At 73.1% G+C, this 23,351-nt stretch carries 24 protein-coding genes; 16 read left to right on the top strand and 8 right to left on the bottom strand.

Features of this window, described 5'->3' with window-relative positions:
• The first annotated feature begins 155 nt into the window (after positions 1 to 155).
• Positions 156 to 800, top strand: coding sequence for a DedA family protein (locus tag K4B79_RS32250; RefSeq protein ID WP_232030837.1), 645 nt, complete (start codon positions 156 to 158; stop codon positions 798 to 800).
• A gap of 40 nt (positions 801 to 840) precedes the next feature.
• Here the strand turns inward: K4B79_RS32250 and K4B79_RS32245 are convergent, their stop codons facing one another.
• Positions 841 to 1,371: a gamma carbonic anhydrase family protein gene (locus K4B79_RS32245; RefSeq protein ID WP_232030911.1), complete on the bottom strand. Its 531-nt coding sequence runs from the start codon at positions 1,369 to 1,371 to the stop codon at positions 841 to 843.
• Between the two features lie 108 nt (positions 1,372 to 1,479).
• Between K4B79_RS32245 and K4B79_RS47965 the strand changes: the two genes are divergently transcribed.
• Complete coding sequence (locus K4B79_RS47965; protein WP_306502883.1) at positions 1,480 to 2,274, top strand: acyltransferase; 795 nt, start codon at positions 1,480 to 1,482, stop codon at positions 2,272 to 2,274.
• A 1-nt stretch (position 2,275) separates the two neighbouring features.
• Here K4B79_RS47965 and K4B79_RS32225 read toward each other — a convergent pair whose 3' ends face one another.
• Entirely contained in the window at positions 2,276 to 3,133 is an 858-nt protein-coding gene (locus tag K4B79_RS32225) for a DMT family transporter (RefSeq protein ID WP_232030836.1), read from the bottom strand.
• A gap of 106 nt (positions 3,134 to 3,239) precedes the next feature.
• On the opposite strand from K4B79_RS32225, the gene K4B79_RS32220 reads away from it, so the two are divergent.
• Positions 3,240 to 3,812 (top strand): helix-turn-helix domain-containing protein, encoded by a 573-nt coding sequence (locus tag K4B79_RS32220; RefSeq protein WP_232030835.1) that lies wholly within the window; start codon positions 3,240 to 3,242, stop codon positions 3,810 to 3,812.
• 23 nt (positions 3,813 to 3,835) lie between these two features.
• The gene (locus K4B79_RS32215; protein WP_232030834.1) at positions 3,836 to 4,393 is read left to right on the top strand and encodes a YbaK/EbsC family protein; all 558 of its coding nucleotides are present in this window, start codon (positions 3,836 to 3,838) and stop codon (positions 4,391 to 4,393) included.
• 2 nt (positions 4,394 to 4,395) lie between these two features.
• Here the strand turns inward: K4B79_RS32215 and K4B79_RS32210 are convergent, their stop codons facing one another.
• Positions 4,396 to 5,520, bottom strand: coding sequence for a cation diffusion facilitator family transporter (locus tag K4B79_RS32210; RefSeq protein ID WP_269464170.1), 1,125 nt, complete (start codon positions 5,518 to 5,520; stop codon positions 4,396 to 4,398).
• A 9-nt stretch (positions 5,521 to 5,529) separates the two neighbouring features.
• On the opposite strand from K4B79_RS32210, the gene K4B79_RS32205 reads away from it, so the two are divergent.
• A complete protein-coding gene (locus K4B79_RS32205; protein ID WP_232030832.1) occupies positions 5,530 to 5,889 on the top strand; it encodes an ArsR/SmtB family transcription factor in 360 nt (119 codons plus the stop codon).
• A 64-nt stretch (positions 5,890 to 5,953) separates the two neighbouring features.
• Here K4B79_RS32205 and K4B79_RS32200 read toward each other — a convergent pair whose 3' ends face one another.
• From K4B79_RS32200 to K4B79_RS32185, 4 genes are all read right to left on the bottom strand, one after another.
• A complete protein-coding gene (locus K4B79_RS32200; protein ID WP_232030831.1) occupies positions 5,954 to 7,174 on the bottom strand; it encodes a 4-hydroxybenzoate 3-monooxygenase in 1,221 nt (406 codons plus the stop codon).
• Positions 7,175 to 7,260: 86 nt separating this feature from the next.
• Positions 7,261 to 8,898 (bottom strand): APC family permease, encoded by a 1,638-nt coding sequence (locus K4B79_RS32195; protein ID WP_232030830.1) that lies wholly within the window; start codon positions 8,896 to 8,898, stop codon positions 7,261 to 7,263.
• Positions 8,899 to 9,029: 131 nt separating this feature from the next.
• Entirely contained in the window at positions 9,030 to 9,440 is a 411-nt protein-coding gene (locus K4B79_RS32190; RefSeq protein ID WP_232030829.1) for a CoA-binding protein, read from the bottom strand.
• 205 nt (positions 9,441 to 9,645) lie between these two features.
• The gene (locus tag K4B79_RS32185) at positions 9,646 to 10,386 is read right to left on the bottom strand and encodes a GntR family transcriptional regulator (RefSeq protein ID WP_232030828.1); all 741 of its coding nucleotides are present in this window, start codon (positions 10,384 to 10,386) and stop codon (positions 9,646 to 9,648) included.
• A 219-nt stretch (positions 10,387 to 10,605) separates the two neighbouring features.
• Here K4B79_RS32185 and K4B79_RS32180 point away from each other — a divergent pair, with 219 nt between their 5' ends.
• The 10 genes from K4B79_RS32180 to K4B79_RS32135 all read left to right on the top strand — a co-directional run bounded on the left by K4B79_RS32180 (position 10,606) and on the right by K4B79_RS32135 (position 22,334).
• Entirely contained in the window at positions 10,606 to 11,778 is a 1,173-nt protein-coding gene (locus K4B79_RS32180; RefSeq protein WP_232030827.1) for an ABC transporter substrate-binding protein, read from the top strand.
• Entirely contained in the window at positions 11,775 to 12,671 is an 897-nt protein-coding gene (locus tag K4B79_RS32175; RefSeq protein ID WP_232030826.1) for an ABC transporter permease, read from the top strand. The genes K4B79_RS32180 and K4B79_RS32175 overlap by 4 nt, the downstream gene beginning before the upstream one ends.
• Complete coding sequence (locus K4B79_RS32170; protein ID WP_232030825.1) at positions 12,659 to 13,474, top strand: ABC transporter permease; 816 nt, start codon at positions 12,659 to 12,661, stop codon at positions 13,472 to 13,474. Before K4B79_RS32175 ends, K4B79_RS32170 begins: the two co-directional genes overlap by 13 nt.
• A gap of 3 nt (positions 13,475 to 13,477) precedes the next feature.
• Positions 13,478 to 14,545: an ABC transporter ATP-binding protein gene (locus tag K4B79_RS32165; protein ID WP_232030824.1), complete on the top strand. Its 1,068-nt coding sequence runs from the start codon at positions 13,478 to 13,480 to the stop codon at positions 14,543 to 14,545.
• 52 nt (positions 14,546 to 14,597) lie between these two features.
• Positions 14,598 to 16,010: an HAD-IA family hydrolase gene (locus tag K4B79_RS32160; RefSeq protein WP_232030823.1), complete on the top strand. Its 1,413-nt coding sequence runs from the start codon at positions 14,598 to 14,600 to the stop codon at positions 16,008 to 16,010.
• A 113-nt stretch (positions 16,011 to 16,123) separates the two neighbouring features.
• A complete protein-coding gene (locus K4B79_RS32155; RefSeq protein ID WP_232030822.1) occupies positions 16,124 to 16,888 on the top strand; it encodes a hypothetical protein in 765 nt (254 codons plus the stop codon).
• Complete coding sequence (locus tag K4B79_RS32150; protein WP_232030821.1) at positions 16,885 to 17,427, top strand: SixA phosphatase family protein; 543 nt, start codon at positions 16,885 to 16,887, stop codon at positions 17,425 to 17,427. Before K4B79_RS32155 ends, K4B79_RS32150 begins: the two co-directional genes overlap by 4 nt.
• Before the next feature lie 25 nt (positions 17,428 to 17,452).
• Positions 17,453 to 18,079, top strand: coding sequence for a YigZ family protein (locus K4B79_RS32145; RefSeq protein ID WP_232030820.1), 627 nt, complete (start codon positions 17,453 to 17,455; stop codon positions 18,077 to 18,079).
• A gap of 104 nt (positions 18,080 to 18,183) precedes the next feature.
• The gene (locus K4B79_RS32140) at positions 18,184 to 19,347 is read left to right on the top strand and encodes an exonuclease SbcCD subunit D (protein ID WP_232030819.1); all 1,164 of its coding nucleotides are present in this window, start codon (positions 18,184 to 18,186) and stop codon (positions 19,345 to 19,347) included.
• A complete protein-coding gene (locus K4B79_RS32135; protein ID WP_232030818.1) occupies positions 19,344 to 22,334 on the top strand; it encodes an AAA family ATPase in 2,991 nt (996 codons plus the stop codon). The genes K4B79_RS32140 and K4B79_RS32135 overlap by 4 nt, the downstream gene beginning before the upstream one ends.
• Here K4B79_RS32135 and K4B79_RS32130 read toward each other — a convergent pair.
• Positions 22,328 to 22,774, bottom strand: coding sequence for an Lrp/AsnC family transcriptional regulator (locus K4B79_RS32130; RefSeq protein ID WP_232030817.1), 447 nt, complete (start codon positions 22,772 to 22,774; stop codon positions 22,328 to 22,330). The two genes, K4B79_RS32135 and K4B79_RS32130, sit on opposite strands and share 7 nt — an antisense overlap.
• Before the next feature lie 94 nt (positions 22,775 to 22,868).
• On the opposite strand from K4B79_RS32130, the gene K4B79_RS32125 reads away from it, so the two are divergent.
• On the top strand, positions 22,869 to 23,348 hold the full coding sequence (locus K4B79_RS32125) for a rhodanese-like domain-containing protein (protein ID WP_374208530.1): 480 nt from the start codon (positions 22,869 to 22,871) through the stop codon (positions 23,346 to 23,348).
• The last annotated feature ends 3 nt before the right edge of the window (positions 23,349 to 23,351 follow it).

Genomic DNA, 23,351 nt, shown 5'->3' with positions numbered 1-23,351 from the left:
GGGCGGCACCGCGGTGCGGGGCACCCCCGCCCCCAACCCCCGGGCGGCGGGGGGGGCCCCGTCGCCGCCTAGGTCCCCCGTTCGGGTCCCCGGGGGGGGCCCCGCGCCCGGCCCCCACGCCGGGAATGCAGGCACGTGATCGGGAGGAACCGGCGTTGCACGTCCAGGAATGGCTCGACACGGTGCCGGCGGCCGCCGTCTACGCCCTGGTGGGGCTCGTCATCGGCCTCGAAAGCCTGGGCATCCCGCTGCCCGGGGAGATCATCCTGGTCTCGGCGGCGCTGCTGTCCTCGCAGCACGCGGGGATCGACCCGGTGGTCCTCGGCGCCTGCGCCACGGCCGGGGCGATCATCGGTGACTCCATCGGCTACGCCATCGGCCGCAAGGGCGGGCGGCCGTTGCTCGCGTGGCTGGGGAAGAAGTTCCCCAGGCACTTCAGCGAGGGGCACATCGCCACGGCCGAGCGGTCCTTCCAGAAGTGGGGCATGTGGGCCGTCTTCTTCGGGCGGTTCGTCGCACTGCTGCGGATCTTCGCGGGGCCGCTCGCCGGCGTGCTGCGGATGCCGTACTGGAAGTTCCTGATCGCCAACGTGCTGGGCGGGATCGTCTGGGCGGGCGGCACCACGGCCGTCATCTACTACGTGGGGATCGTCGCCGAGTCGTGGCTGAAGCGGTTCTCCTGGCTGGGACTGGTGGCGGCGGTGCTCGTCGGTCTCACGTCGATGCTGGTCCTGAGGCGGAAGGCGGCGAAGGCCGCGCCGCGGGAGGCCGAACCCCAGGCCGTGGCGGCCGCGGAGTGACGGGCGCGTCTTCCTGACCGTGCACTTCCTGAGCGTGGACCTACTGACCGTGGACCTCCTGGTGCGCCTTGGCCAGGTCCGCGTACAGCGTGCCGTTCAGGGTGATGCCCTGGCGCTCCTCCTCCGTCAGCTCCCGCTTGACCTTGGCCGGTACGCCCGCCACCAGTGATCCCGGCGGGACCCGCATGCCCTGCGGGACCAGTGCCTGGGCCGCCACCAGCGAACCCGCTCCGATCACCGCGCCGTTGAGGACCGTGGCGCCCATGCCGATCAGGCAGTCGTCCTCGACGGTCGCGCCGTGGACGACGGCGTTGTGGCCGACCGAGACGCGGGCGCCGATGACGACCGGGAAGCCGGGATCGGCGTGCAGGGTGCAGTTGTCCTGGATGTTGCTTCGAGGGCCGACGCGGATGCGCTCGACGTCGCCCCGGGCCACCGCGCCGTACCAGATGCCGGCGCCCGCCTCCAGGGTCACGTCACCGATCACGGAGGCCGTGGGGGCGACGAAGGCCTCTTCGTGGATGTCCGGTTCTCTTCCGCCGATGCCCGTGATCAACGCCCTGTCGCCCATCGCCCTCTCCTCGTCCTCGGGTACCACCGCACCGTACGTCACCCGGTGGGGCGTAGATCACAGCCCCTCGATCCCATGGGCCGAGGGCGCCCTGAGTACGGTGAGCGGGTGCCGAAGAAGAACACGTTCTCATCATGGCGGCGCCGGCTGGTGCAGCGGGGCGTGCACGCGGGCTGGGCCTGGGTGCAGCGGACGGGCTCCGTCACGGCCGAGCGTCCGGGACGCTTCCGCTTCGGCGCGCTGGGCGCCCACACCCGGCTGGCCTTCCCGCTCGGCACGGTCTTCGGCGAGCCCTGGATCCACGTGGGGTCGCACTGCATCGTCGGCGAGCAGGTCACCCTGACCGCGGGTCTGATGCCCGACCTCGACCTCGGGCCGGAACCGATCCTGCGCATCGGCGACGGCGTCGTACTGGGGCGCGGCAGCCACGTCATCGCGGACACCACGGTGACCATCGGCAGCGACTGCTACTTCGGGCCGTACGTCTATGTCACCTCCACCAACCACTCCTACGACGATCCCCACGAGCCCATCGGCAAGCAGTGGCCGCGGATGGAGCCGGTGGAGATCGGCCCAGGGTGCTGGATCGGGACCGGGGCGGTGATCCTGCCCGGGGCGCGGATCGGGCGGAACGTCGTCGTGGCCGCCGGTGCCGTCGTCCGGGGCGCGGTGCCGGACCACGCCGTGGTCGCGGGGGCGCCCGCCCGAGTCGTACGGCGGTGGACTCCCGACGACGGCTGGCAGCCGCCGCTCAGGACGCCGGCGCCGGTGCCGATACCCGACGGGGTGACCCCCGAGCAGCTTCAGGCGCTGGCCGGGCTGGACGAGGAGGCGGCGGCGAGGCTGGCGGCGCTGGACGAGGCGGCGGTGGCCCGGCTCGCCGAGGTCGACACGGAGTCCTGAGTCAGCCGGTCGCCAGCAGCAGCGTGCCCACCAGCGCGAGCCCCGCGCCCGCGGCCTGCACCGCCCGCAGCCGCTCCCTGAGGAAGCCGCGCGCGGCCAGGGCGGTCACCACCGGGTACAGCGAGGCGAGCACGGCGGCCACGGTGACCGGGCCGTGCTGGGCGGCGACCACATAGGTGCCGTTCGCGGCGACATCGGCGAGGCCGACGAAGGCGAGCGCCGGCAGGGAGCGCCACGGGAAGCCGTCGTCCGGAACGGCCGCGCCGCCCCGCCGGACGGACGCGTACAGCGCGAGACCGCCGACCGCCACGTTGACCACGCGCTGCACGAACAGCGCCAGGAACAGGCCGGTGACGGTGCTCGACGACTCCGCGATGAGCGCGAACACGGTGCCGAAGCCGAAGGCCGCGACCAGCGTGAGCAGGATGGCCCGGCGCTGCACGGGCGCGCCCCGCAGCTGCGGTCCGCCCGCGAGGACGACCCCGAGGACGGCGACCGCGATCCCCGCGACCTGCGTCACCCCGGGCCGTTCGCCGAGGGCGAGGCCCACGCCGACCGGGACGGCCACGCCGACGGTGCCGAGCGGGGAGACCACGCCCATCGGGCCCAGCGCGAGCGCCTTGTAGAAGCAGATCAGGGCGACCGGGCCCACCAGACCGGCGGCGACCGCGAACCACAGCTGGGCGCCGGCCTCGCTCCAGCCGCCGGTGGCCACGACGATCGCGCCGAGCACGAGTGCCGCGATGGACTGCGAGACCACGACCACCGTCAGCGCCGGGGTGCGCCGGGCCAGCAGTCCGCCGCCGAAGTCGGCCAGGCCCCACAACAGGCTCGTGGCCAGGGCGAAGAGTGCTGTCACGGGGTGCCTCGCAGTACAGTTCGGTGAACGATCGGGTGCAGCCCACCGTAGTTCATTCGACTGCACTGCTGCATACAGAATATTTGACGCGAATATTGGACGTGAAGTGTCGGACCTCGACCTGCTGACCCAGTCCCTGGCGCGCAACGTCAAGCGCTGGCGCACCGAGCGGGGCTTCACCCTGGACGCGCTCGCCGCACGTGCCGGGGTCAGCCGCGGCATGCTCATCCAGATCGAGCAGGCCCGGACCAACCCCAGCCTCGGCACCGTCGTGAAGATCGGCGACGCCCTCGGGATCAGCATCACCACGCTGCTCGACTACGAGCAGGGCCCGAAGGTGCGCATCGTCCCCGCCGACCAGGCCGTGCGGCTGTGGCACACCGACGCGGGCAGCTACAACCGGCTCCTGGCGGGCGCCGAGGCGCCGGGCCCGCTGGAGATGTGGGACTGGCGGCTCATGCCGGGCGAGAGCAGCCCCTCGGACCCGCACCCCACCGGCACGGTCGAACTCGTCCATGTCACGGTCGGCGAACTCACGCTCACCGTCGACGGCGTGGCGCATGTCGTCCCCGCGGGCGCGAGTGCCTCCTTCGAGGCCAACACCCCGCACACGTACGGAAACCGGGGCGAGGTGCCGATGGAGATGGTCATGGCCGTCTCGGTGCCCGCCGTGCACTGAACGGGTCCTGTTAGCGTGCCGCCATGGACGCACCCCTCGGACACTTCGACCACGCCACCCCTGCCCCCGACGCCCTCGACGAGCTGACCCGCCCGGTCGCCGACGCCGTACGCCACTGGAGCGGCAGCGTCCCCGCCGAGCAGATCGTCTACGTCGACACCGAACCGGAGTGGGCCGACACCGCCACCTTCGTGGAGCACTACGGGCGCGAGCTGCTGGAGCGGTCGGCGAACTGTGTGGTCGTCGCGGGCAAGCGCGGCGGGGAGAGCAGTCTCGCGGCCTGCGTGGTGCTCTCCACCACCCGGGTCGACGTCAACGGCGTGGTGCGCCGCCAACTCGGCGCCCGCAAGGCCTCGTTCGCCTCGATGGACACGGCGACGGGGGAGACCGGCATGGAGTACGGCGGCATCACCCCGCTCGGACTGCCCGACGGCTGGCCGGTGTTGGTGGACTCCGCGGTGGTCGACCTGCCGTACGTCCTGGTCGGCAGCGGCCGGCGGCGCGGCAAGCTGCTGGTGCCGGGGAAGGCGTTCGCCGAACTGCCGGGCGCCGTGGTGCTGGAGGGTCTGGGCGTGGCCTGAGGTCAGGCGTGCGCGTGGTGGGCGAGGGCGTGGTGCGGGTCCGTCTCGCCCGGCACCGGCGCCGGGTCGGCGTGCACCAGGGCCGCGGTGAGGCGGGGGACGGCGTGCAGCAGGGCGTGCTCGGCGTCCACGGTGATGCCGTGCGCCTGACGGACCGTGGCCTCGCCGTCCACCACGACCGCCACCTCGGCGCGCAGCCGGTGGCCGATCCAGCGCAGCCGCAACTCACCCACCGCACGCACCCCTTCGACCTCGCGCAACGCCCGCTCGGCCCGGTCCACCAGGGCCGGGTCGACGGCGTCCATCACCCGCCGGAACACCTCGCGCGCCGCGTCCCGCAGTACCAGCGCGATCGCGGCCGTGATCGCCAACCCCACGATCGGGTCGGCCAGTTGCCAGCCGAGGGCGGACCCGCCGGCCCCCAGCAGCACGGCCAGTGAGGTGAACCCGTCGGTACGGGCGTGCAGTCCGTCGGCGACCAGCGCGGCCGAGCCGATCGAACGGCCCACCCGGATCCGGTACCGGGCCACCCACTCGTTGCCCGCGAAGCCGACCAGCGCCGCCACCGCCACCGCCGGCACATGCGTCACAGGGCGCGGGTCGAGCAGCCGGTCGATCGCCGTCCACCCCGCGAACGCCGCCGACGCGGCGATCGTCAGCACGATCACGATGCCCGCCAGGTCCTCCGCCCGGCCGTAGCCGTAGGTGAAGCGCCGCGTCGCCGCGCGCCTGCCCAGCACGAAGGCGATGCCCAGCGGTACGGCGGTCAGCGCGTCCGCGGTGTTGTGCACGGTGTCACCGAGCAGCGCGACCGACCCGGACAGCGCCACCACGACCGCCTGCGCCAGGGCCGTCACGCCCAGCACCGCCAGCGAGATCCACAGGGCCCGCATACCGCGCGCCGAGGACTCCAGCGCGGAGTCGAGCTTGTCGGCGCTCTCGTGGGAGTGGGGGGTGAGGAGGTGGGCGAGGCGGTGGCGCAGGCCGGGGCGCCGGGGCCGGTGCTCGTGCGGGTGGTGATGCTCGTGCCGGTGCTCGTGGGGGTGGTGGTGCTCGTGGTGGTGATCGCTCACGGTGTTCCCCTTCCGGTGCGCGCGGGAGTGGACGTACCGCGCCCACGGAGCCATTATGTGCGTATGAGCGCACGCATGCACCTGTCACCTGCGCACGATGCGCATCCGCGCACCCCCGGCGAGGAACACCTCGCCCTCGCCGCCGAGATCCTGGCCCTGCTCGGCGACCGCACCCGGCTCACCCTGCTGCACGCGCTGACCGGGGGAGAGGCCGATGTCACGACCCTCACGGAAGTGTGCGGGGCGGCACGGCCGGCCGTCAGTCAGCACCTGGCGCGGCTCAGGCTGGCCGGCCTGGTGAGCACCCGGAAGGACGGGCGCCGGGTGATCTACGCGCTGCGCGACGGGCATCTGCGCCGGCTCGTCGACGAGGCCCTGAACGTGGCCGACCACCGGCTCAGCGACCGTCCGGTGCACGACTGAGGGATCAGCACGTGGATCCGTTCGTCAGTAGGCGGCTCCGTGCGTCAGTACGCGGTTCCGTATGTCAGTACGTGGACGCCGTACCGAGGTACTGCTCCGCGAACGCCGCCGCGGCGGCCGGGGACGTGAACAGCCGCCGGAGCCGGGCGAAGGTGGTGCCCGCGCGGTAGGGGTCGCCCGAGGAGGTGCCGTGGTAGACGCCGGAGAGCCACTCGGAGAACTCCTGGTAGTCCCACACGCGCCGCAGACAGGTCTGCGCATAGGTGTCGAGGCCGTTCTCCCCGCCCTTGGTGAGGTACGCGACGAGCGCGTCGCCGAGCAGGTAGGCGTCGTGCAGGGCGAGGTTCATGCCCTTGGCCGCGATCGGAGCGGTCAGGTGGGCGGCGTCGCCGGCCAGGAAGAGACGGCCGAACACCATGGGTTCGACGACGTAGTTGTGCATGTCCAGGACGCGCTTCTCGATCAGCCGCCCCTCGGTGAGCGGCGGCCTGTCGGTGGCCCCGAGGCGCTGCTGCAGCTCGGACCAGACGCGTTCGTGCGACCAGTTCTCCGGGTCGTCGCCGGGCGGGCACTCCAGGTAGTAGCGGGTCACCTCGGGGCTGCGGGCCATGTGCCCGGCGAAGCCGTTGGGATGGATGCCGAAGACCACGCAGTCGTTGGACGGCGGCGCCTCGGCCAGCAGCGCCAGCCAGCCGACGCCGTAGTCGTGCCGGGAGATCTCCGCGGTCGCCGGCAGGATGGTGCGGGTGACCCCGCGCGCGCCGTCGCAGCCCGCGACGAAGTCGCACTCGACGACCTCGCGTTGCCCCGTCTCCGCCGATATGTACGACACCGAGGGCCGGGAGGTGTCCAGGTCGAGCAGCTGCACGTCCCGGACCCCGAACCGGATCCGCCCGCCGCGGACGTCCGCGTACTCGCGCACCAGGTCCGTCACCAGGAACTGCTGCGGATAGATGAAGTGGTGCTGCCCCGTCAGCTCCGTGTAGGAGAAGCGGAACCGCTCCCCGCCGAACCGGAACTCGCACTCGGTGTGCAACTGCGCCCGCTCCAGCAGGTTGTCGGCCAGACCCCGCCGCTGGAGCCCGCGCACGGCCCACTCCTCCAGGACCCCCGCACGCGGGCGCTGCTCGATGAACTCGCGCGTCTCGGTCTCCAGCACGAGACAGTCGACGCCGGCGGCCCGCAGGATCGAGCCGATGGTGAGCCCGGCGGGACCGGCGCCCACGATGACGACGGGACAGCGCTCGGGGGCCCCGGTGGCGGGCTGGGGGAGGGAGGAGGTCACGCGAGCATTATGGGGGTGCCTCGTGGAGGTGGGGAGTGGCCGGCCGCCGACCGCGGTGGAGGAACTCCGTCCGCTTCGGCGGCCGTTCAGTGCGCGGGGACCTCCGTGACGGCGATCTCGTCGATGCTCCGCTCGATCTCCTCGGCCGGTGACGCGGTGGCCCTGGCCCAGTAGTAGACGACGAGGGAGAAGGCCGCGACGAGCAGGATGTCCCACCACAGCGCGATCCGGCCCTGGCCGCCGCCGAAGCCGCCCTGCCAGGAGATGACGCCCATGCCCAGCAGATAGACCGGCAGCCACTGGGCGGCCCTCCAGTCCAGGCGGGGAGCGTCGGGCAGCCCCTTGGCGATGGCGTACCGGGCGTATCCGCCGAGCAGCAGATAGCCGAGGACGATCGCCACGCCGAGCCGCCACAGCGTGTGCCAGCCCGCCCAGTAGATGATGAGGTTGGCCACCACGAAGGACAGTGGGGCGACGACCGTGCCGCCGGGCAGCCGGTAGGGGCGCTCGTGGTGCGGCAGCCGGTCCGCGAACACGCCGTACGCCAGCGGGGCACCGGCGTACATCAGGACGCTCGCCGAGGTGATGAAACCGACCAGCTGCTGCCAGCTCGGGAAGGGCAGGAAGCAGACCACACCGGTCACGAAGGACATGGCAAGACCGAACCAGGGCACGCCGTTGCGGTCGGTCCGCTCGAAGACCTTCGGCGCGTAGCCGTTCCTGGCCAGGCCGTAGGAGACCCGGGAGGTGGCCGTGGTGTAGATCAGCCCGGTGCCGCCGGGGGAGACCACGGCGTCGAGGTACAGCACCACGCTCAGCCAGCCCAGGCCGACGAGGGTGGCCAGACCCGCCCAGGGGCCGCTGATTCCGGGGTAGTCGAGCTTGTCCCAGCCGTGCGCGAAGGTGCTGTGCGGCAGCGCGGCGATGAACACGATCTGGAGCAGGACGTAGATGACGGCGCCGATCGCGACCGAGCCGAGGGTCGCCCGGGGCAGGTCACGCCTGGGGTTGCGGCTCTCGCCCGCGAGCTGGATGGCCTGCTCGAAGCCCAGCAGGGCGAAGATGATGCCGCTGGTGCTGATGGCGCTCAGTACGCCCTTGGCGCCGAACGGCGCGAAGCCCTCCGAAGTGAAGTTGCCCGGATGGAAGTTGCCGGCCGCGATGACGAAGATGGCCGCCAGCGGCACCGCGATCTTCCACCAGGTGGCGGCGCTGTTGGTGTGCGCGAGCGCCCGGACGCCGAGGAAGTTGACGATCACGAAGACGGCCATGAGCGCCACGGCGACGAGGAGACCGCTCGTGGTGAGCGTCTTGTCCGCGCGCTGCAACCCCTGCGCCCAGGACCAGTGTCCGGCGTAGCCGATCATGGCCTCGACCTCGATCGGTGCCACGGTCGCCGCCTGGAGCCAGGAGAACCAGCCGAAGGACATGCCGGCCAGCCCGCCGAACGCGTAGTGCGGATAGCGTGCCGTGCCGCCCGCCACCGGGAACATGCCGCCGAGTTCGGCGTGCACCAGCGCCAGCAGGACGATGGCCACCGCGCCGATCACCCAGGAGAGGACCGCCGCGGGACCGGCCGCGCCGACCGCCTCCTGGGCGCCGTACAGCCAGCCGGAGCCGATGATGGAGCCGACCGAGGCCCACATCAGCCCGATGAGGCCGACGTCCCGCCGCAAGCCGCCGGGGGCCCCTTTTCTCTCCGGAACCGCATCCACGCTTACCATAAATTAAGGGGCCTCTCACTAAATGCTCGTATTCACTGTCCGAGAGGCCTCAGATTAGTTTTCAAGAACCCTTCTGTTGAAGGTGGTTGCGGAATATTTGACTGGAGCGAGGGGAACTCCTGGCGAATACTTCAGGAATTCAGACGGGGAATCTCGATCGCCGGGCAGCGGTCCATCACCATCTCCAGGCCCGCGTCCCGGACGCGGTCGTACGCCGCCTCGTCGACGACGCCGAGCTGGAACCAGACCGCCTTGGCGCCCCTGGCCAGTGCCTCGTCGGCGACCGCCCCGGCCAGCTCGCTGTTGACGAACACGTCGACCACGTCGACGTCGAAGGGGATGTCCGAGAGGGAGGCGTACCCCTGCTCGCCGTGCACCGTCTCCGCCTTGGGGTGCACCGGCACGACGCGCTTGCCGAAGCGCTGGAGCACCTCGGCGACGCCGTACGCGGCGCGCGCCCGGTTCGACGAGAGGCCCACGACGGCCCAGGTGTCGCCGAGCTCGGTGAGGATCTTGCGGATCGTTTCCTGGTCGCCGTACATGCTGTGTCTCCTCGGGATACGCGCGGGGCTGCCATGCCCGACAACAGCGGGCGGAGCGCGGTGATTCCTCGCGACCGCGGTTCACGGGGCCGGTGAATCAGGAGGGAACACTTGGTCATGGATTTCTCCGGACGTCCGGGACGACCGGGACTGGTAAGGACGGGCGCTGCTGACCTGAGACGGGCTCACCGGTGAGCTCGGGCGCTCACTCCGCCGTCTTGCGGGCCAGCGCGTTGTTGTCCAGGGAGTTGTGCACGCTGAAGCTGACCGCGTCCGAGCGGTAGCGGTCGTCCGACCACTCCACCGGCCGCCCCTCCCGGGTGGTCGTCACCCGGCGCACCCGCAGCAGCGGGCTGGAGCGCCGGACGCCGAGCAACTCGGCGTCCTGGGAGCCGGCCGCGACCGCGTCGATGACGTGCTCACCGTAGGCGAAGACCAACCCCCGGTCGTCGTACAGCCGTTGGGTCACCGACGGGCAGTCCGGCTCGATGGCCTCGACGGCCGGGGAGATCCAGTCGGCGTACACGGTCCGCTCCAGCAGGACCGGATCGCCGTCCAGGCCGCGCACCCGCAGGACGTGCAACACCGGTGTGCCGGAGCGCAGTTGGAGGCGGACGGCGTCCTCGGCGGTGGCCGGGCGGTACTCCTGGGCGACCACGAGGCCGGTGGCCTCGCGGCCCATCGCGCGCGCCCACTGGGCGAAGCTGCGCAGTTCGGCGAAGCTCTGGCTGCGGCGGCTGGCGAGCACCACGCGCCGGGCGCCCTGGCGGGAGCCGATGAGCCCCTCGGAGGTCAGGGCGGCGACGGCCTGGCGGACCGTGCCGCGCGAGACGCCGTAGTGGGCCGCGAGCTCCGTCTCGGCGGGCAGCCGGCTGCCGACCGTGTACTCCTCGCGGTCGATCGCCCGCCGCAGTTCGTCGGCGATCTGCTCGTGTCGCGCCGCCATGCTCCCCCTCTGAGTCGGTCACTGTGCACAGCGTGACCAGCCTAATCGACATCCGACGCTGCTCGGCCCGGGGGAGATCGGATGCGAAATGCAGGGACATCTTTTTGCCGGAGTTAACGGGAAGGACACCTGAGGCGGGCCTACTGAGGCTGAACTTGTTCAGACAAGTCAGTCGCGCTCTGCGTCTTCCGCAACCCTCGTGCGTCCCCTGGAGCAACCGTGTCCCTGTCCTGGTCGAGCACAGCCCTGCCGAGAACGGCCGTCGTGGGCGGATCCCTCGCCGTCGTCGCCGCGCTCGCCCTGAGCGCCTGCGGCGCCGCACCCGACACCGCGTCGACCACCGCCGACGGCAAGAACGCCGCGACCGCGACCTCGGCGGCGGACTTCGGCGGCATGGACAGGCTGGTCGCCGCGGCGAAGAAGGAGGGCACGCTGCACGCCATCGCGCTGCCCCGCGACTGGGCCAACTACGGCGCCCTCATCGACGGCTTCCAGAAGAAGTACGGCATCAAGATCCAGGTCGAGAGCCCCGACGGCTCCAGCCAGGACGAGATCAACGCGGTCACCTCCCGCAAGGGCCAGGACCGCGCCCCCGACGTCCTCGACCTCGGCAGTTCCTTCGCGGTCAGCGCCGCCCAGCAGGGCCTGCTCGCGCCGTACGAGGTCCAGTCGTACGACGACATCCCGGCCGGCCAGAAGGACGCGCAGGCGCGCTGGTACAACGACTACGGCGGCTACATCTCCATCGGCTGCGACGCCAAGCGCGTCAAGGTCTGCCCGACCACCTTCGCGGATCTGCTGAAGCCCCAGTACAAGGGGCAGGTGGCGCTCAACGGCAACCCGACCCAGTCGGGTTCGGCCTTCGGCGGTGTCTACGCGGCGGCCCTCGCGAGCGGCGGCTCCTTCGACGACATCCAGCCCGGCCTGGACTTCTTCGCCAAGCTGAAGAAGAACGGCAACTACACGCCCGTCGAGTCGACCCCGGCCACCGTCGAGAAGGGCGAGACGCCCATCAGCATCGACTGGGACTACCTCAACGCCGGGTACGCCGACGAGTTCAAGTCCAAGGGCGTCGACTGGAAGGTCGCCGTGCCCAGCGACGGCAAGTTCGCCCAGTACTACTCCCAGGCCGTCAACAAGGACGCCCCGCACCCGGCGGCCGCCCGCCTGTGGCAGGAGTACCTGTACAGCACCGAGGGCCAGAACCTGTGGCTCAAGGGCTACGCCCGCCCCGCCCTGATGACCGCCATGGAGAAGGCCGGCACCCTCGACAAGACGGCCGCCGCCAAGCTGCCGCAGGTCTCCGGGACGCCCTCCTTCCCCACCGAAGCCCAGCAGAGCAAGGCCAAGACGGTCCTCGCGCAGGGCTGGGGGAAGGCCGTCTCCGGATGACGGCCACCCTTCCACGGGCCGGCACGGCGACCGCCGCCGAGGTGAGGCGGCGGCGCCGGGCCCCCGGCTGGCTCGCCGTCGTCCCGCTGCTCGCCTTCACCGCGATCGCCTTCGGGCTGCCCGCCCTGGCCATGCTGAACGGCGCCTTCAGCGTCAAGGACCCGGCCACCGGCGCCAGTTCGTACAGCACGGCGAACCTGACCGACTCCCTCCAGGGCGCGTACCTCACCGCCCTGCTCGGCAGCATCAAGCTGTCGGCCGTCTCCGCGGCCCTCGGCGCGCTGCTCGGACTGCCGCTCGCGCACGCCGTGGTGACCTCCCGCTCCCGCGCGCTGCGCGAGGGCGTGCTCACCGCCTCCGGGGTCCTCGCCAACTTCGGCGGCGTCCCGCTGGCCTTCGCCTTCGTCGCCACGCTGGGCAACGCCGGTGTGCTCACGCAGCACCTCGGTCTGAAGGACAAGGGCTGGGACCTCTACAGCTTCTGGGGACTGGTCATCGTCTACCTGTACTTCCTGATCCCGCTGATGGTCCTCACCATCACGCCGGCCCTGGAGGGCCTGCGCGTCCAGTGGCGCGAGGCCGCGCAGAACAACGGCGCCACCGGTGTGCAGTACTGGCTCCATGTCGCCCTTCCGGTCCTCACCCCCACCCTGCTCGGCGGGTTCGTCCTGCTCTTCGGCAGCGCCTTCGCCGCGTACGCCACCGCGGCGGCCATGGTGGGCAGTTCGGTCCCGCTGATCACCCTCCAGATCGCCGACGCCCTCTCCGGCAACGTGCTCGTCGGCCAGGAGAACGTGGCCCTCGCCCTCAGCTTCGACATGGTCCTCGTCGCGGCCCTGGTGATGGCGGTCTACCTGCCCCTCCAGCGAAGGAGCGCGCGATGGCTCGCCTGACCCTGTGGCGGTGGGGCGCACTCGGCCTCGCCGGCGTCTACTTCCTGGTGCCGCTGGCCGCGTCCGTCGTCTTCACCGTCGACGTGCCGGGCCAGGGCGTCACCTTCGACGCCTACACCCAGCTGCTGTCCGCCGACGGCTTCGGCTCCAGCCTGCTGCTCTCCCTGGAGCTGGCCCTCGCCACCATCGCCGTCGTGCTGCTGCTGACGGTGCCCGCGACGGTCGCGCTGCGGCTCGGCGCGGCCCGCCTGCGGCCCGTCGTGGAGGTGGTGTGCTCGCTGCCGCTGGTGGTGCCGCCGATCGCGTTCGTCGCCGGGATCGTCACCGTGCTCAAATGGGGACCGGACCACCTCTCCCGCACCCCGCTGTTCCAGACGTTCGTGGCGATCCAGAACCCCGACTTCCCCGTCGTCCTCGTCCTGGCCTACGTCGTGCTGGCGCTGCCGTTCGTCTACCGGGCACTGGACGCCGGACTGGCCGCGATCGACGTGCGCACCCTGGTGGAGGCCGCCCGCAGCTGCGGGGCGAGCTGGCCGCAGGCGCTGGTCCGGGCCGTGCTGCCGAACCTGCGCGGCGCCCTGCTCAACGCCTCCTTCCTCACGCTCGCGCTGGTGCTCGGGGAGTTCACCGTCGCCCGGCTGCTGGGCTTCCAGCCGTTCGCCGTGTGGATCTACAGCGTCAGCGGCGCCAACGCCCAGCTGTCCGTCGCCGTGTCCGTGCTCAGCCTGCTCGTCACCTGGCTGCTGCTCCTCGCCCTCGCCGGTGTCGGCGGGCGCTCCCGAACCACCGCCTCCCGGGGATGAACCATGACCGTTCTTGAAATGACCCAGACGAAAGCGGCGACCGTCGAATTCCGGGGCCTGCGGCGGGAGTTCGGGCCGACCGTCGCCCTGGACGGACTCGACCTGACCGTGCGGCCGGGGGAGTTCCTCGCCCTGCTCGGCCCGTCCGGCTGCGGCAAGACCACCGCCCTGCGCATGCTCGCCGGGTTCGAGCACCCCGACGCCGGCCAGGTGCTGGTCGACGGCGAGGACGTCACCCGCGTCCCCGCCCACCGCCGGGACGCCGGGATGGTCTTCCAGTCGTACAGCCTCTTCCCGCATCTCAGCGCCCTCGACAACGTGGCCTTCGGGCTGCGGATGCGCAAGGTGCGTACCGCCGAACGCCGGGCGCGGGCCGCCGAGTTGCTGGAGCTGGTCGGCCTCGCCGACAAGGGCGAACGCTTCCCGCACCAGCTCTCCGGCGGCCAGCAGCAGCGCATCGCGCTGGCCCGCGCGCTCGCCCTGCGACCCCGCGTGCTGCTCCTGGACGAGCCGCTGTCGGCGCTCGACGCCAAGGTCCGCCTGACCCTGCGCGAGGAGATCCGCCGCCTCCAGCAGGAACTCGGCATCACCACCCTGTTCGTGACGCACGATCAGGAGGAGGCCCTCTCCGTCGCCGACCGCGTCGCCGTCATGCACGCCGGGCGGCTCGAACAGTGCGCGGAGCCCGCCGAGTTGTACGGGCGTCCCGCGACCGCGTTCGTCGCCGAGTTCGTCGGCACCATGAGCCGGATCCCCGGCGTCCTCGCAGGCGGTGACGTCGAGGTGCTCGGGCAGCGGCTGCCGGTCGACGGGCCGACGCCGGAGGCCACCGAGGTGGACGTCCTGGTACGGCCCGAGGCCCTCCGGGTGTACGCGGACGCGGCGGGCGGCGCCCGGGTCGTCGCCACCGCCTTCCTCGGCGCGGTCGTCCGCCTCACCGTCCGGCTCGCCGACGGCACCGAGGTGAAGGCCGACCTGCCCGCCCACGAGGCCGCCGCACTCGGCGCGGGAACCGCGGTGAGCGTGTCGCTGCCCGAACGGCCGGTGCTCGTGGCGGAACGCACAGGCTGAGCCGCGGTCGCCGCCCCCCCCACCAGAATCCCCCCACGCAAGAGAGCACACGATGACTCGACTCCCGCTCCAGGCCGTCCTGTTCGACATGGACGGCACGCTCGTCGACACCGAGCGGCTGTGGTGGGAGGCGGTGGAGCAGGTCGCCGGGCGCCCGCTGACCGACGCCGACCGGCCGGACGTGCTCGGCCGTCCGGTCGAGCACACCGCCGCCTGGCTGGCCGCGTCCGGCGGCGCCCCGGTCGCGGACCTCGCCGCCGCGCTGCACCGCGAGTTCGCCGACCGTGTCCGCACCGGCATCGTGCCCCGCCCCGGCGCCCTCGACCTCCTCGACGCCCTGGCTCGGGACGGCGTCCCCACCGCCCTGGTCACCGCCTCGCCCCGGGCCGTCGCCGACACCGTGCTCGACGTGCTCGGCGCCGACCGCTTCGCCGTCTCCGTCACCGCCGACGACACCGAGCACACCAAGCCCGCTCCCGACCCCTACCTCGCCGCCTGCCGTGCCCTGGGCGTCGATCCCGCCGCCTGCGTGGCCGTCGAGGACACCGAGACGGGCGTGCGCTCGGCGGAGGCCGCCGGATGCACGGTCCTCGCCGTGCCCTCCCTCGCGCCCATCGGCACCGCGCCGGGCCGGACCGTCCGCGCGAGCCTGACGGGCCTCGATTCCCGTCGGCTCGCCGCCCTGCTGCCGTACGAACTCCGTGTCCTGAGCTGGAACCTCTGGTACGGCGGCACCAAGGTCCGCGACCACCGGGCCAAGCAGCTGAAGATCATCGCCGAGACCGGCGCGGACGTGGTCGGCCTCCAGGAGACGTACGGCACCGCCGCCCAGGAGCTCGCCGACGCCCTCGGCTGGCACCACCACCGGGCCGGGGAGAACCTCGGCATCCTCAGCCGCCACCCGATCACGGCCCGCCTCGGCGACCCGGACGTCGGCTTCTACGGAGCGGCCGGGGCGCGGATCGCCGTGGGGGACCGGGAGGTCGACGTGTGGACGGCCCACCTCGACTACCGGTGCTACGGGCCCTACGACCCGGTCTTCGACGCGCGGCACGAGGAGGTGCGCCTCGCGCAGATGCGGGACACCCTGGACCGGATCGGTGACGCGAGCCCCGTCGTCCTCGTCGGCGACTTCAACTGCCCCTCGCACCTGGACCGTCCGGACGGCGGGTGGCCGGTCACCAGGGCGGCCGAGGAGGCGGGGCTGCGCGACTCCTACCGCGAGGCCCACCCGGACCCCGCCGCCGCCCCGGGCCACACCTGGTCGCCCGTCCACCCCGTGCGCGAGGACGGCAGCGGAGGCCCCGAACCCCAGGACCGCATCGACTACGTCCTGCACCGCGGTCTGACGGTCCTCGACTCCCGGACGGTCGTCACCGGCACCCCGCATCCCTGGCCGGATGTGGCCGGAAACGACTGGCCGTCGGACCACGCGGCGGTGCTGACCACTTTTGCCGTGCGCTGAGGCCGGGGCAACAGGCCCCGGCCCCGGCCGCCCGCGGCGGTGACAGGACCGGCCTTGAACGCCTGTTCGGTCGGACGGTGGCGCCGTGCCGTCCGCACGCCTACGCTCACCCCGTGCTGCGCATCATCGACGCCCGCACGGGCGAGCCCGTCCCCGCCGCTCCCGCCCGCCGCGGCCTGACCCGGGTCGAGGCCCATACGGCGGGCTACGACAGCACCTCCCTGCGGGTCCTGCTCGTCGCCGACGTCCTGGTCCGCGCCCTGGAACTCGGCGGTACGCCCGTGTGGGCGCTGCTGAACGGGGAGCGGGACCGGGCCGAGCTGCTGGCGGGCGCCGCGGCGCTCGGCATCCGGCCCTTCGAGGACGGCTCCGGCGGCCTCGGCTCCGGTCTGGGCTGCGGTCCCGGCTCCGGTCTCGGGGAGGCCCAGTCCCTGCATGTCCTCGGCGAGGAGGTGACCACCCCGGACGGCCTCTCCACGGGCGGTGTCCGGATCGCCGTGGCACCCGTCGAGTCGGCGGCGGCCGGCATCCCGGCGGGCGCCGACCCCTCCGCCGTACGCCTGGCCCTGCTCACCCCCCGCCGCGGCGCGCCCCTGCGGCTCGACGCGGACGCGCTGGCGGAGGCACAGGACACCCTCCGGCGCTGGCGCCGAGCGGTCGCCGACTGGGCCCGGCAGCCGTCCCGGGCGATCCCCGAGGAGGTGCGCGGAGAACTCCGCGCCGCCTGGGAGGACGACCTGGACGTGCCCGGGGTGCTGCGGGTCCTGCGGTCGGTGGAGACCTCGGACCTGCCCGAGGGCGCCCGCTTCGAGACGTACGCCTACGCCGACCGGCTGCTCGGCGTCGAACTCACCCGCGACGTGGGAGCCCCGGCGTGATCGCGCGGGCGGGAGCGGGCCCGCTGCGCCACCTGGTGGTGCTGCGGCACGCCAAGTCCGCCTGGCCCGAGGGCACCCCCGACCACGAACGCCCCCTGGCGCCGCGCGGCCGCCGCGACGCCCCCGCCGCGGGACGTGCCCTCGCCGCCGCCGACCTGCTCCCCGGCCTCGCCCTGTGCTCCACCGCCGTACGAGCCCGTCAGACCTGGGAGCTGGCCTCCGCGCAGTGGGGCACACCCCCGCCGGTGCGCCTCGACGCGCGCGTGTACGCCGCCGACGCCCCCGACCTGCTGGCCGTCGTCCACGAGGCGCCCGCAGCGGTCGAGACACTGCTGCTGGTCGGCCACAACCCCGGCCTGGAGGACCTCGTCCTCGACCTCGCCGGGGACGGCCTCGACGACACCCTGGACGAGGTGCGCACCAAGTTCCCCACCTCGGCGATCGCCGTCCTGGCCTGGCGCGGCACCGACTGGACGGCCCTCACCCCGGGAACGGCCCTGCTCACGAACCTGATCGTCGCGAGGGGCCGCAAGAGCTGACCGGGGCAGCGCATAGGCTGGCCCGATGCAGGACGAGTACCGCACAGTCGCCCGCGCGGGCGTCCACGAGACCGAGGTCAACCGCTCTCGCTTCCTGTGCGCCCTCGCTCCGGCGGCCAGCGAGCGGGAGGCCCAGGACTTCGTCGCCGCCGTCCGCAAGGAGCACGCCGACGCGACCCACAACTGCTACGCGTACGTCATCGGCGCCGACGCCGCGATCCAGAAGGCGAGCGACGACGGCGAACCCGGCGGCACCGCGGGTGTCCCCATGCTCCAGATGCTGCTGCGCCGCGACATGCGGTATGTCGTCGCCGTCGTCACCCGCTACTACGGCGGCGTCAAGCTCGGCGCCGGCGGCCTCATCCGCGCCTACGGCGGAGCCGTCGGCGAGGCCCTGGACACGCTCGGCACCCGCACCCGCCGGCGCTTCCGTCTCGCCACCGTCACCGTCGACCACCAGCGCGCCGGCAAGGTCGAGAACGAGCTGCGGTCCACCGGACGCGAGGTACGGGACGTGCGGTACGGCGAGGCGGTGGCCATCGAGATCGGACTGCCGGACGCGGAGGTGGAGGCGTTCCGGGGGTGGCTGGCCGACGTGACGGCGGGCTCGGCCCGGTTCGAACTCGGGGGAGAGGCCTACGGAGACGCGTAAACGGACTCAGGTGGACATAACGGGCCATCAGTGGGGCGGTCATGACGGGCCGATACGGGAGTAACCGCCCGTGCTGTCGGACCCGGCCGTTAGTCTCGGGGATCATGCGACTGCTGCACACTTCCGACTGGCACCTCGGCCGGGCGTTCCACCGGGTGAACATGCTCGGTGCCCAGGCCGAGTTCATCGGTCACCTCGTCACGACCGTGCGGGAGCGCGGGGTGGACGCGGTGGTCGTGTCGGGGGACGTGTACGACCGGGCGGTGCCGCCGCTGGCCGCGGTCGAGCTGTTCGACGACGCGCTGCACCGCCTCGCCGACCTCGGTGTGCCGACGGTGATGATCTCCGGCAACCACGACTCGGCGCGGCGGCTGGGAGTGGGCGCCGGTCTCATCGGCCGCGCGGGCATCCATCTGCGGACCGAGGCGTCGGCGTGCGGGACGCCGGTGGTGCTGGAGGACGCCTTCGGGGACGTGGCCTTCTACGGTCTGCCCTATCTCGAACCCGCCCTGGTGAAGGACGAGTTCGGTGTGGAGAAGCCGGGCCACGAGGCCGTGCTCGCCGCCGCCATGGACCGGGTCCGCGCCGACCTCACCACACGCGCGCGGGGCACCCGGTCCGTCGTGCTCGCGCACGCCTTCGTCACCGGCGGCGAGGCCAGCGACAGCGAGCGGGACATCACCGTCGGGGGAGTGGCGGCCGTCCCGGCCGGGGTCTTCGACGGCGTCGACTACGCGGCACTGGGCCACCTGCACGGCAGCCAGACCATCACCGAGCGCGTCCGCTACTCCGGCTCCCCGCTGCCGTACTCCTTCTCGGAGGCCGAGCACCGCAAGAGCATGTGGCTCGTCGACCTGGACGGCGAGGGCGCGGTCACCGCCGAGCGCGTCGACTGCCCGGTGCCGCGGGCGCTGGCCCGGCTGCGGGGCACCCTGGAGGACCTGCTCGCCGACCCCGAGCTCGCGCGGCACGAGGAGGCGTGGGTCGAGGCGACCCTGACCGACGCGGTCCGCCCCGCCGACCCCATGGCCCGGCTCACCGAGCGCTTCCCGCACACCCTCAGCCTCGTCTTCGACCCCGAGCGGACCCCGGACGACCCCGCCGTGTCGTACGCCAGGCGGCTCGCCGGCCGTAGCGACCAGCAGATCGCCGAGGACTTCGTGGCCCATGTCCGCGGCGCGGGACCCGACGCGCGCGAGCAGGTGGTGCTGCGGGACGCCTTCGACACGGTGCGCGCGGACGAGGCCGTACGGGAGGTGGCGCGGTGAGGCTGCACCGGCTGGACATCACCGCCTTCGGGCCGTTCGGCGGTTCCCAGAGCGTGGACTTCGACGCGTTGTCGGCGGCCGGGCTGTTCCTGCTGCACGGGCCCACGGGCGCCGGGAAGACCTCCGTCCTCGACGCCGTCTGCTACGCGCTCTACGGCGCTGTACCGGGCACGCGGCAGAGCGGGCAGGGCATGACCCTGCGCAGCGACCACGCCGTGGGGAACACGCGCACCGAGATCCGCCTCGAACTCACCGTCGCCGGGCGTCGGCTGGAGATCACCCGGCAACCGCCGTGGGAGCGGCCCAAGAAGCGCGGCTCGGGCACCACGCTCGACAAGGCCCAGAGCTGGCTGCGCGAGTACGACGCCAAGGCCGACGGCTGGAAGGACCTCAGCCGCTCCCACCAGGAGATCGGCGAGGAGATCACCCAGCTGCTCGGCATGAGCCGCGAGCAGTTCTGCCAGGTCGTGCTGCTGCCCCAGGGCGACTTCGCCCGCTTCCTGCGCGCCGACGCCGAAGCCCGTGGCCGCCTCCTCGGGCGCCTGTTCGACACCCACCGCTTCGCCGAGGTGGAGAAGCGGCTCGCCGAACGCCGACGGGCCGCCGAGGCGCAGGTGCGCGACGGCGACACCGCGTTGCTGGCCGACGCGCACCGCATGCAGCAGGCGGCCACCGGCGCCATGGAGCTGCCGGAGCTGGCACCCGGCGAACCGGGGCTGGCCGAGGCCGTCCTGGGCGCCGCCGCCGTCGCCCGCAGCACCTCCCGCGAACAGCTCACCGTCGCCCACTGCCGCCTCACGGCCGCGGAGTCCGCGCAGGCGGCGGCCGAGCGCGCCCTGACCGACGTCCGTGAGGTGGACCGGCTGCAACGCCGCTTCACCCAGGCACGCGAGCGGGCCGCGCTCCTGGAGGAGCGCGCCGACGGCTACCGGCAGGCGCAGGCCCGCATGGAACGGGCCCGCAAGGCCGAGGCCGTCGCACCCGCCCTGGACCTGCGTGAGTCCGCCGAGTCCGAACACCGGCGAGCCGCCTCCGCCGAGGCACACGCGCGTGCCCGGCTGCCGGAGACCTTCGCCGGGGCCGGTGCCGCCGGACTCGTGGCCGCCGCCCGCCGGGCCGCCGAGGAACTGGGCGGTCTGGAGGCCGCCCGCCGCGCCGAGCAGCGGCTCAGCGAACTCGTCGCGGAACGGACCGACCTGGAGCGTCAGGAACGGGCCGACGAGGAGGTCCTCGCGGAGACGGGCAGCTGGCTCGCCGGCTGGGAGGAGAGCCGCACCGCTCTCCAGACCCGCATCGAGACCGCCCAGGAGGCCGCGACCCGCGCCGAGCAGCTCGGCGCCCGGCGCGAACCGACCCACAGGCGGCTGGACGCGGCCCGGATGCGCGACCAACTGGCCGGGGACACCGACACCGCCGCCGAGCAGGTCCGGCGCGCGCAGGAACAGACCCTGCGGGCCAAGGCGCACTGGCTCGACGTCAAGGAACAGCGCCTGAACGGCATTGCCGCCGAGCTGGCCGCGCAGTTGGAGGACGGCGTCGCCTGTGCCGTCTGCGGCGCCACCGACCACCCCGCGCCCGCCCGCAAGGACGCCGGGCACGTCGACCGGGAGGCCGAGGAGGAGGCGCTGGCCGCCTACCAGCGGGCGGAGGAACGGCAGACCGAGCGGGAACGGCACCTGGGCGTCGTACGCGAGGCACTGGCCGCCGCCACCGCGGAGGCCGGGGACACCCCGACCGACCGACTCGCCGCCGAGTACGAGGAGTTGGAGCAGCTGTACGCGCGGGCGCGTGCGGAGGCCTCCGTGCTGCACTCCGTCCACGAGGAGCTGCGGCGGGCCGAGGCCGAGCACCAGCGGCGCACCGCCGACCGGCAGCAGGCGGAGGTGCGGGCCGCCTCCCGCGTCGGGCACCGCGAGCGGCTCGACCGGGAGAAGGCCCTGCTGGAGGAGGAGTTGGCGCAGGCACGCGGCGCCGCCGACAGCGTGGCCGCGCGGGCCGCCCAGCTGGAACGGCAGGCCGCGCTCCTCACCGAGGCCGCCGACACCGCACGCGCCGCCGAGGACACCGCCCAGCGTCTCAAGGACGCCGACGCCCGTCTCGCCGACGCCGCCTTCCGCGCCGGGTTCGACACCCCGCAGGCCGCGGCCGCCGCCCTGCTGGACGACGCGGCCCACCGCGATCTCCAACGGCGCCTGGACGCCTGGCAGTCCGAGGAGGCCGCCGTCCGTGCCGTCCTCGCCGAGGCCGACGCGGCGGACGCCGCCCGGCAGCCGGCCGCCGACGTCGAGGCGGCCGAGCGGGCCGCGGCCGCGGCGGCCCGGCGGACCCGCGAGGCCGCCTCCGCCCGGGACGCGGCGGCCCGCCGCTGCACCGAACTCGACCGGCTGTCCGAGCGGGCGACCGCGGGCGTCCGACGGCTGGCGCCGCTGCGCGAGGAGTACGACCGGGTGGCCCGCCTGGCCGGGCTCGCCGCGGGCACCTCCGCGGACAACGAACGCAAGATGCGCCTGGAGGCGTACGTGCTCGCGGCCCGGCTGGAACAGGTGGCCGCCGCCGCGACCGTGCGGCTGCACCGCATGTCCTCCGGCCGCTACACCCTCGTCCACTCCGACGACCGCAGCGGACGCGGTCGCAGCGGCCTCGGACTGCACGTGGTCGACGCCTGGACCGGACGCGAGCGCGACACCTCGACGCTGTCCGGCGGCGAGACCTTCTTCGCCTCCCTCGCCCTCGCCCTGGGCCTCGCGGACGTCGTCACCGACGAGGCCGGCGGGGTGCGGCTGGACACCCTCTTCATCGACGAGGGCTTCGGCAGCCTCGACGACCAGACCCTCGACGAGGTCCTCGACGTCCTCGACTCACTGCGCGAACGCGACCGCAGCGTCGGGATCGTCAGCCACGTCGCCGATCTGCGGCGGCGCATCCACGCCCAGCTGGAGGTCGTGAAGGACAGATCGGGATCGGTGCTGCGGCAGCGCGGTCACTGACCGAGGGGGCGGCGGGGCAGCGGTGACGAGTAGACGACACTCGTCGTCACCGAGCCCAGCGTGCCGATCCTGCCGGTCACCTCCTCCAGATGCCGCATCGAGCGCGCCGCGACCTTGATGACGAAACAGTCGTCGCCGGTGACGTGATGGGCCTCCAGGATCTCGGGCGTGACCGCGACCAGGTCGTGGAACGGCTTGTAGTTGCCGTTCGGGTAGCGCAGGCGCACGAACGCCAGGATCGTCAGCCCCAGCGCCTCCGGGTCCAGCACCGCCGCGTAGCCCTGGATGACGCCCGCCTCCTCCAGCCGGCGCACCCGTTCGGTGACCGCGCTCGCGGACATGGACACGGCCCGGGCCAGCTCGGCGAAACTGGCCCGGCCCTCTCGCTGGAGGACGTCGAGGATGCGCCAGTCGGTGGCGTCCGGGGAATACGCGGTCATGTACGAGGAATAGCAGGGAAATCCCCGGCCGATCAAGGCGAACGCCGGGGATCGACGGTTCCCCGTGGGGATCACTCACCGTAGCTTTATGGCCATGACCACTGCTTTCACCGTGAACCCCGTTCTGGGCACCTCGCCCGCCGCCCCGGCCGAGGCCGCCGCCTACTTCCGCGCGAGCCTCGCCTTCCACGCCGACGTCTCCGATGTGGCCGCCGCGCTCGCGGCCGACGGCGACCCCGGTTTCGTCGTCCTCGACTCCCGCTCCACCGCCTCCTGGGACCAGGGGCACATCCCGGGTGCGATCCATCTGCCGACCGCCCTCATCCCCGAGCAGGCCGAGCGACTGCTCGACAGGTCCGTGCCGGTCGTCACGTACTGCTGGGGCCCCGGCTGCAACGGCGCCACCCGCGCGGCCCTCGCCCTGGCCGAACTGGGCTACCAGGTCAAGGAGATGCTCGGCGGGTTCGAGTACTGGGCGCGCGAGGGCTTCGCGTTCGAGACCTGGGAGGGCGGGGAACGCCGCGCCGCCGATCCGTTGACCGCGCCCGCGGACGCCGAGGACTGCGGTTGCTGAGAC

Source organism: Streptomyces lincolnensis (assembly GCF_021173675.1).
Classification (GTDB): Bacteria; Actinomycetota; Actinomycetes; order Streptomycetales; family Streptomycetaceae; genus Streptomyces; species Streptomyces lincolnensis_B.
This window is presented reverse-complemented; position numbering and strand designations above follow the sequence as displayed.

Bases quoted from the DNA above. Each gene is read 5' to 3' on its own strand.
- K4B79_RS32245 (WP_232030911.1), bottom strand. From the start codon at position 1,371: ATGGGCGACAGGGCGTTGATCACGGGCATCGGCGGAAGAGAACCGGAC.
- K4B79_RS32215 (WP_232030834.1), top strand. From the start codon at position 3,836: ATGGACGCACCCCTCGGACACTTCGACCACGCCACCCCTGCCCCCGAC.
- K4B79_RS32210 (WP_269464170.1), bottom strand. From the start codon at position 5,520: ATGGCTCCGTGGGCGCGGTACGTCCACTCCCGCGCGCACCGGAAGGGG.
- K4B79_RS32205 (WP_232030832.1), top strand. From the start codon at position 5,530: ATGAGCGCACGCATGCACCTGTCACCTGCGCACGATGCGCATCCGCGC.
- K4B79_RS32195 (WP_232030830.1), bottom strand. From the start codon at position 8,898: ATGGTAAGCGTGGATGCGGTTCCGGAGAGAAAAGGGGCCCCCGGCGGC.
- K4B79_RS32190 (WP_232030829.1), bottom strand. From the start codon at position 9,440: ATGTACGGCGACCAGGAAACGATCCGCAAGATCCTCACCGAGCTCGGC.
- K4B79_RS32185 (WP_232030828.1), bottom strand. From the start codon at position 10,386: ATGGCGGCGCGACACGAGCAGATCGCCGACGAACTGCGGCGGGCGATC.
- K4B79_RS32175 (WP_232030826.1), top strand. From the start codon at position 11,775: ATGACGGCCACCCTTCCACGGGCCGGCACGGCGACCGCCGCCGAGGTG.
- K4B79_RS32170 (WP_232030825.1), top strand. From the start codon at position 12,659: ATGGCTCGCCTGACCCTGTGGCGGTGGGGCGCACTCGGCCTCGCCGGC.
- K4B79_RS32165 (WP_232030824.1), top strand. From the start codon at position 13,478: ATGACCGTTCTTGAAATGACCCAGACGAAAGCGGCGACCGTCGAATTC.
- K4B79_RS32160 (WP_232030823.1), top strand. From the start codon at position 14,598: ATGACTCGACTCCCGCTCCAGGCCGTCCTGTTCGACATGGACGGCACG.
- K4B79_RS32145 (WP_232030820.1), top strand. From the start codon at position 17,453: ATGCAGGACGAGTACCGCACAGTCGCCCGCGCGGGCGTCCACGAGACC.
- K4B79_RS32140 (WP_232030819.1), top strand. From the start codon at position 18,184: ATGCGACTGCTGCACACTTCCGACTGGCACCTCGGCCGGGCGTTCCAC.
- K4B79_RS32130 (WP_232030817.1), bottom strand. From the start codon at position 22,774: ATGACCGCGTATTCCCCGGACGCCACCGACTGGCGCATCCTCGACGTC.
- K4B79_RS32125 (WP_374208530.1), top strand. From the start codon at position 22,869: ATGACCACTGCTTTCACCGTGAACCCCGTTCTGGGCACCTCGCCCGCC.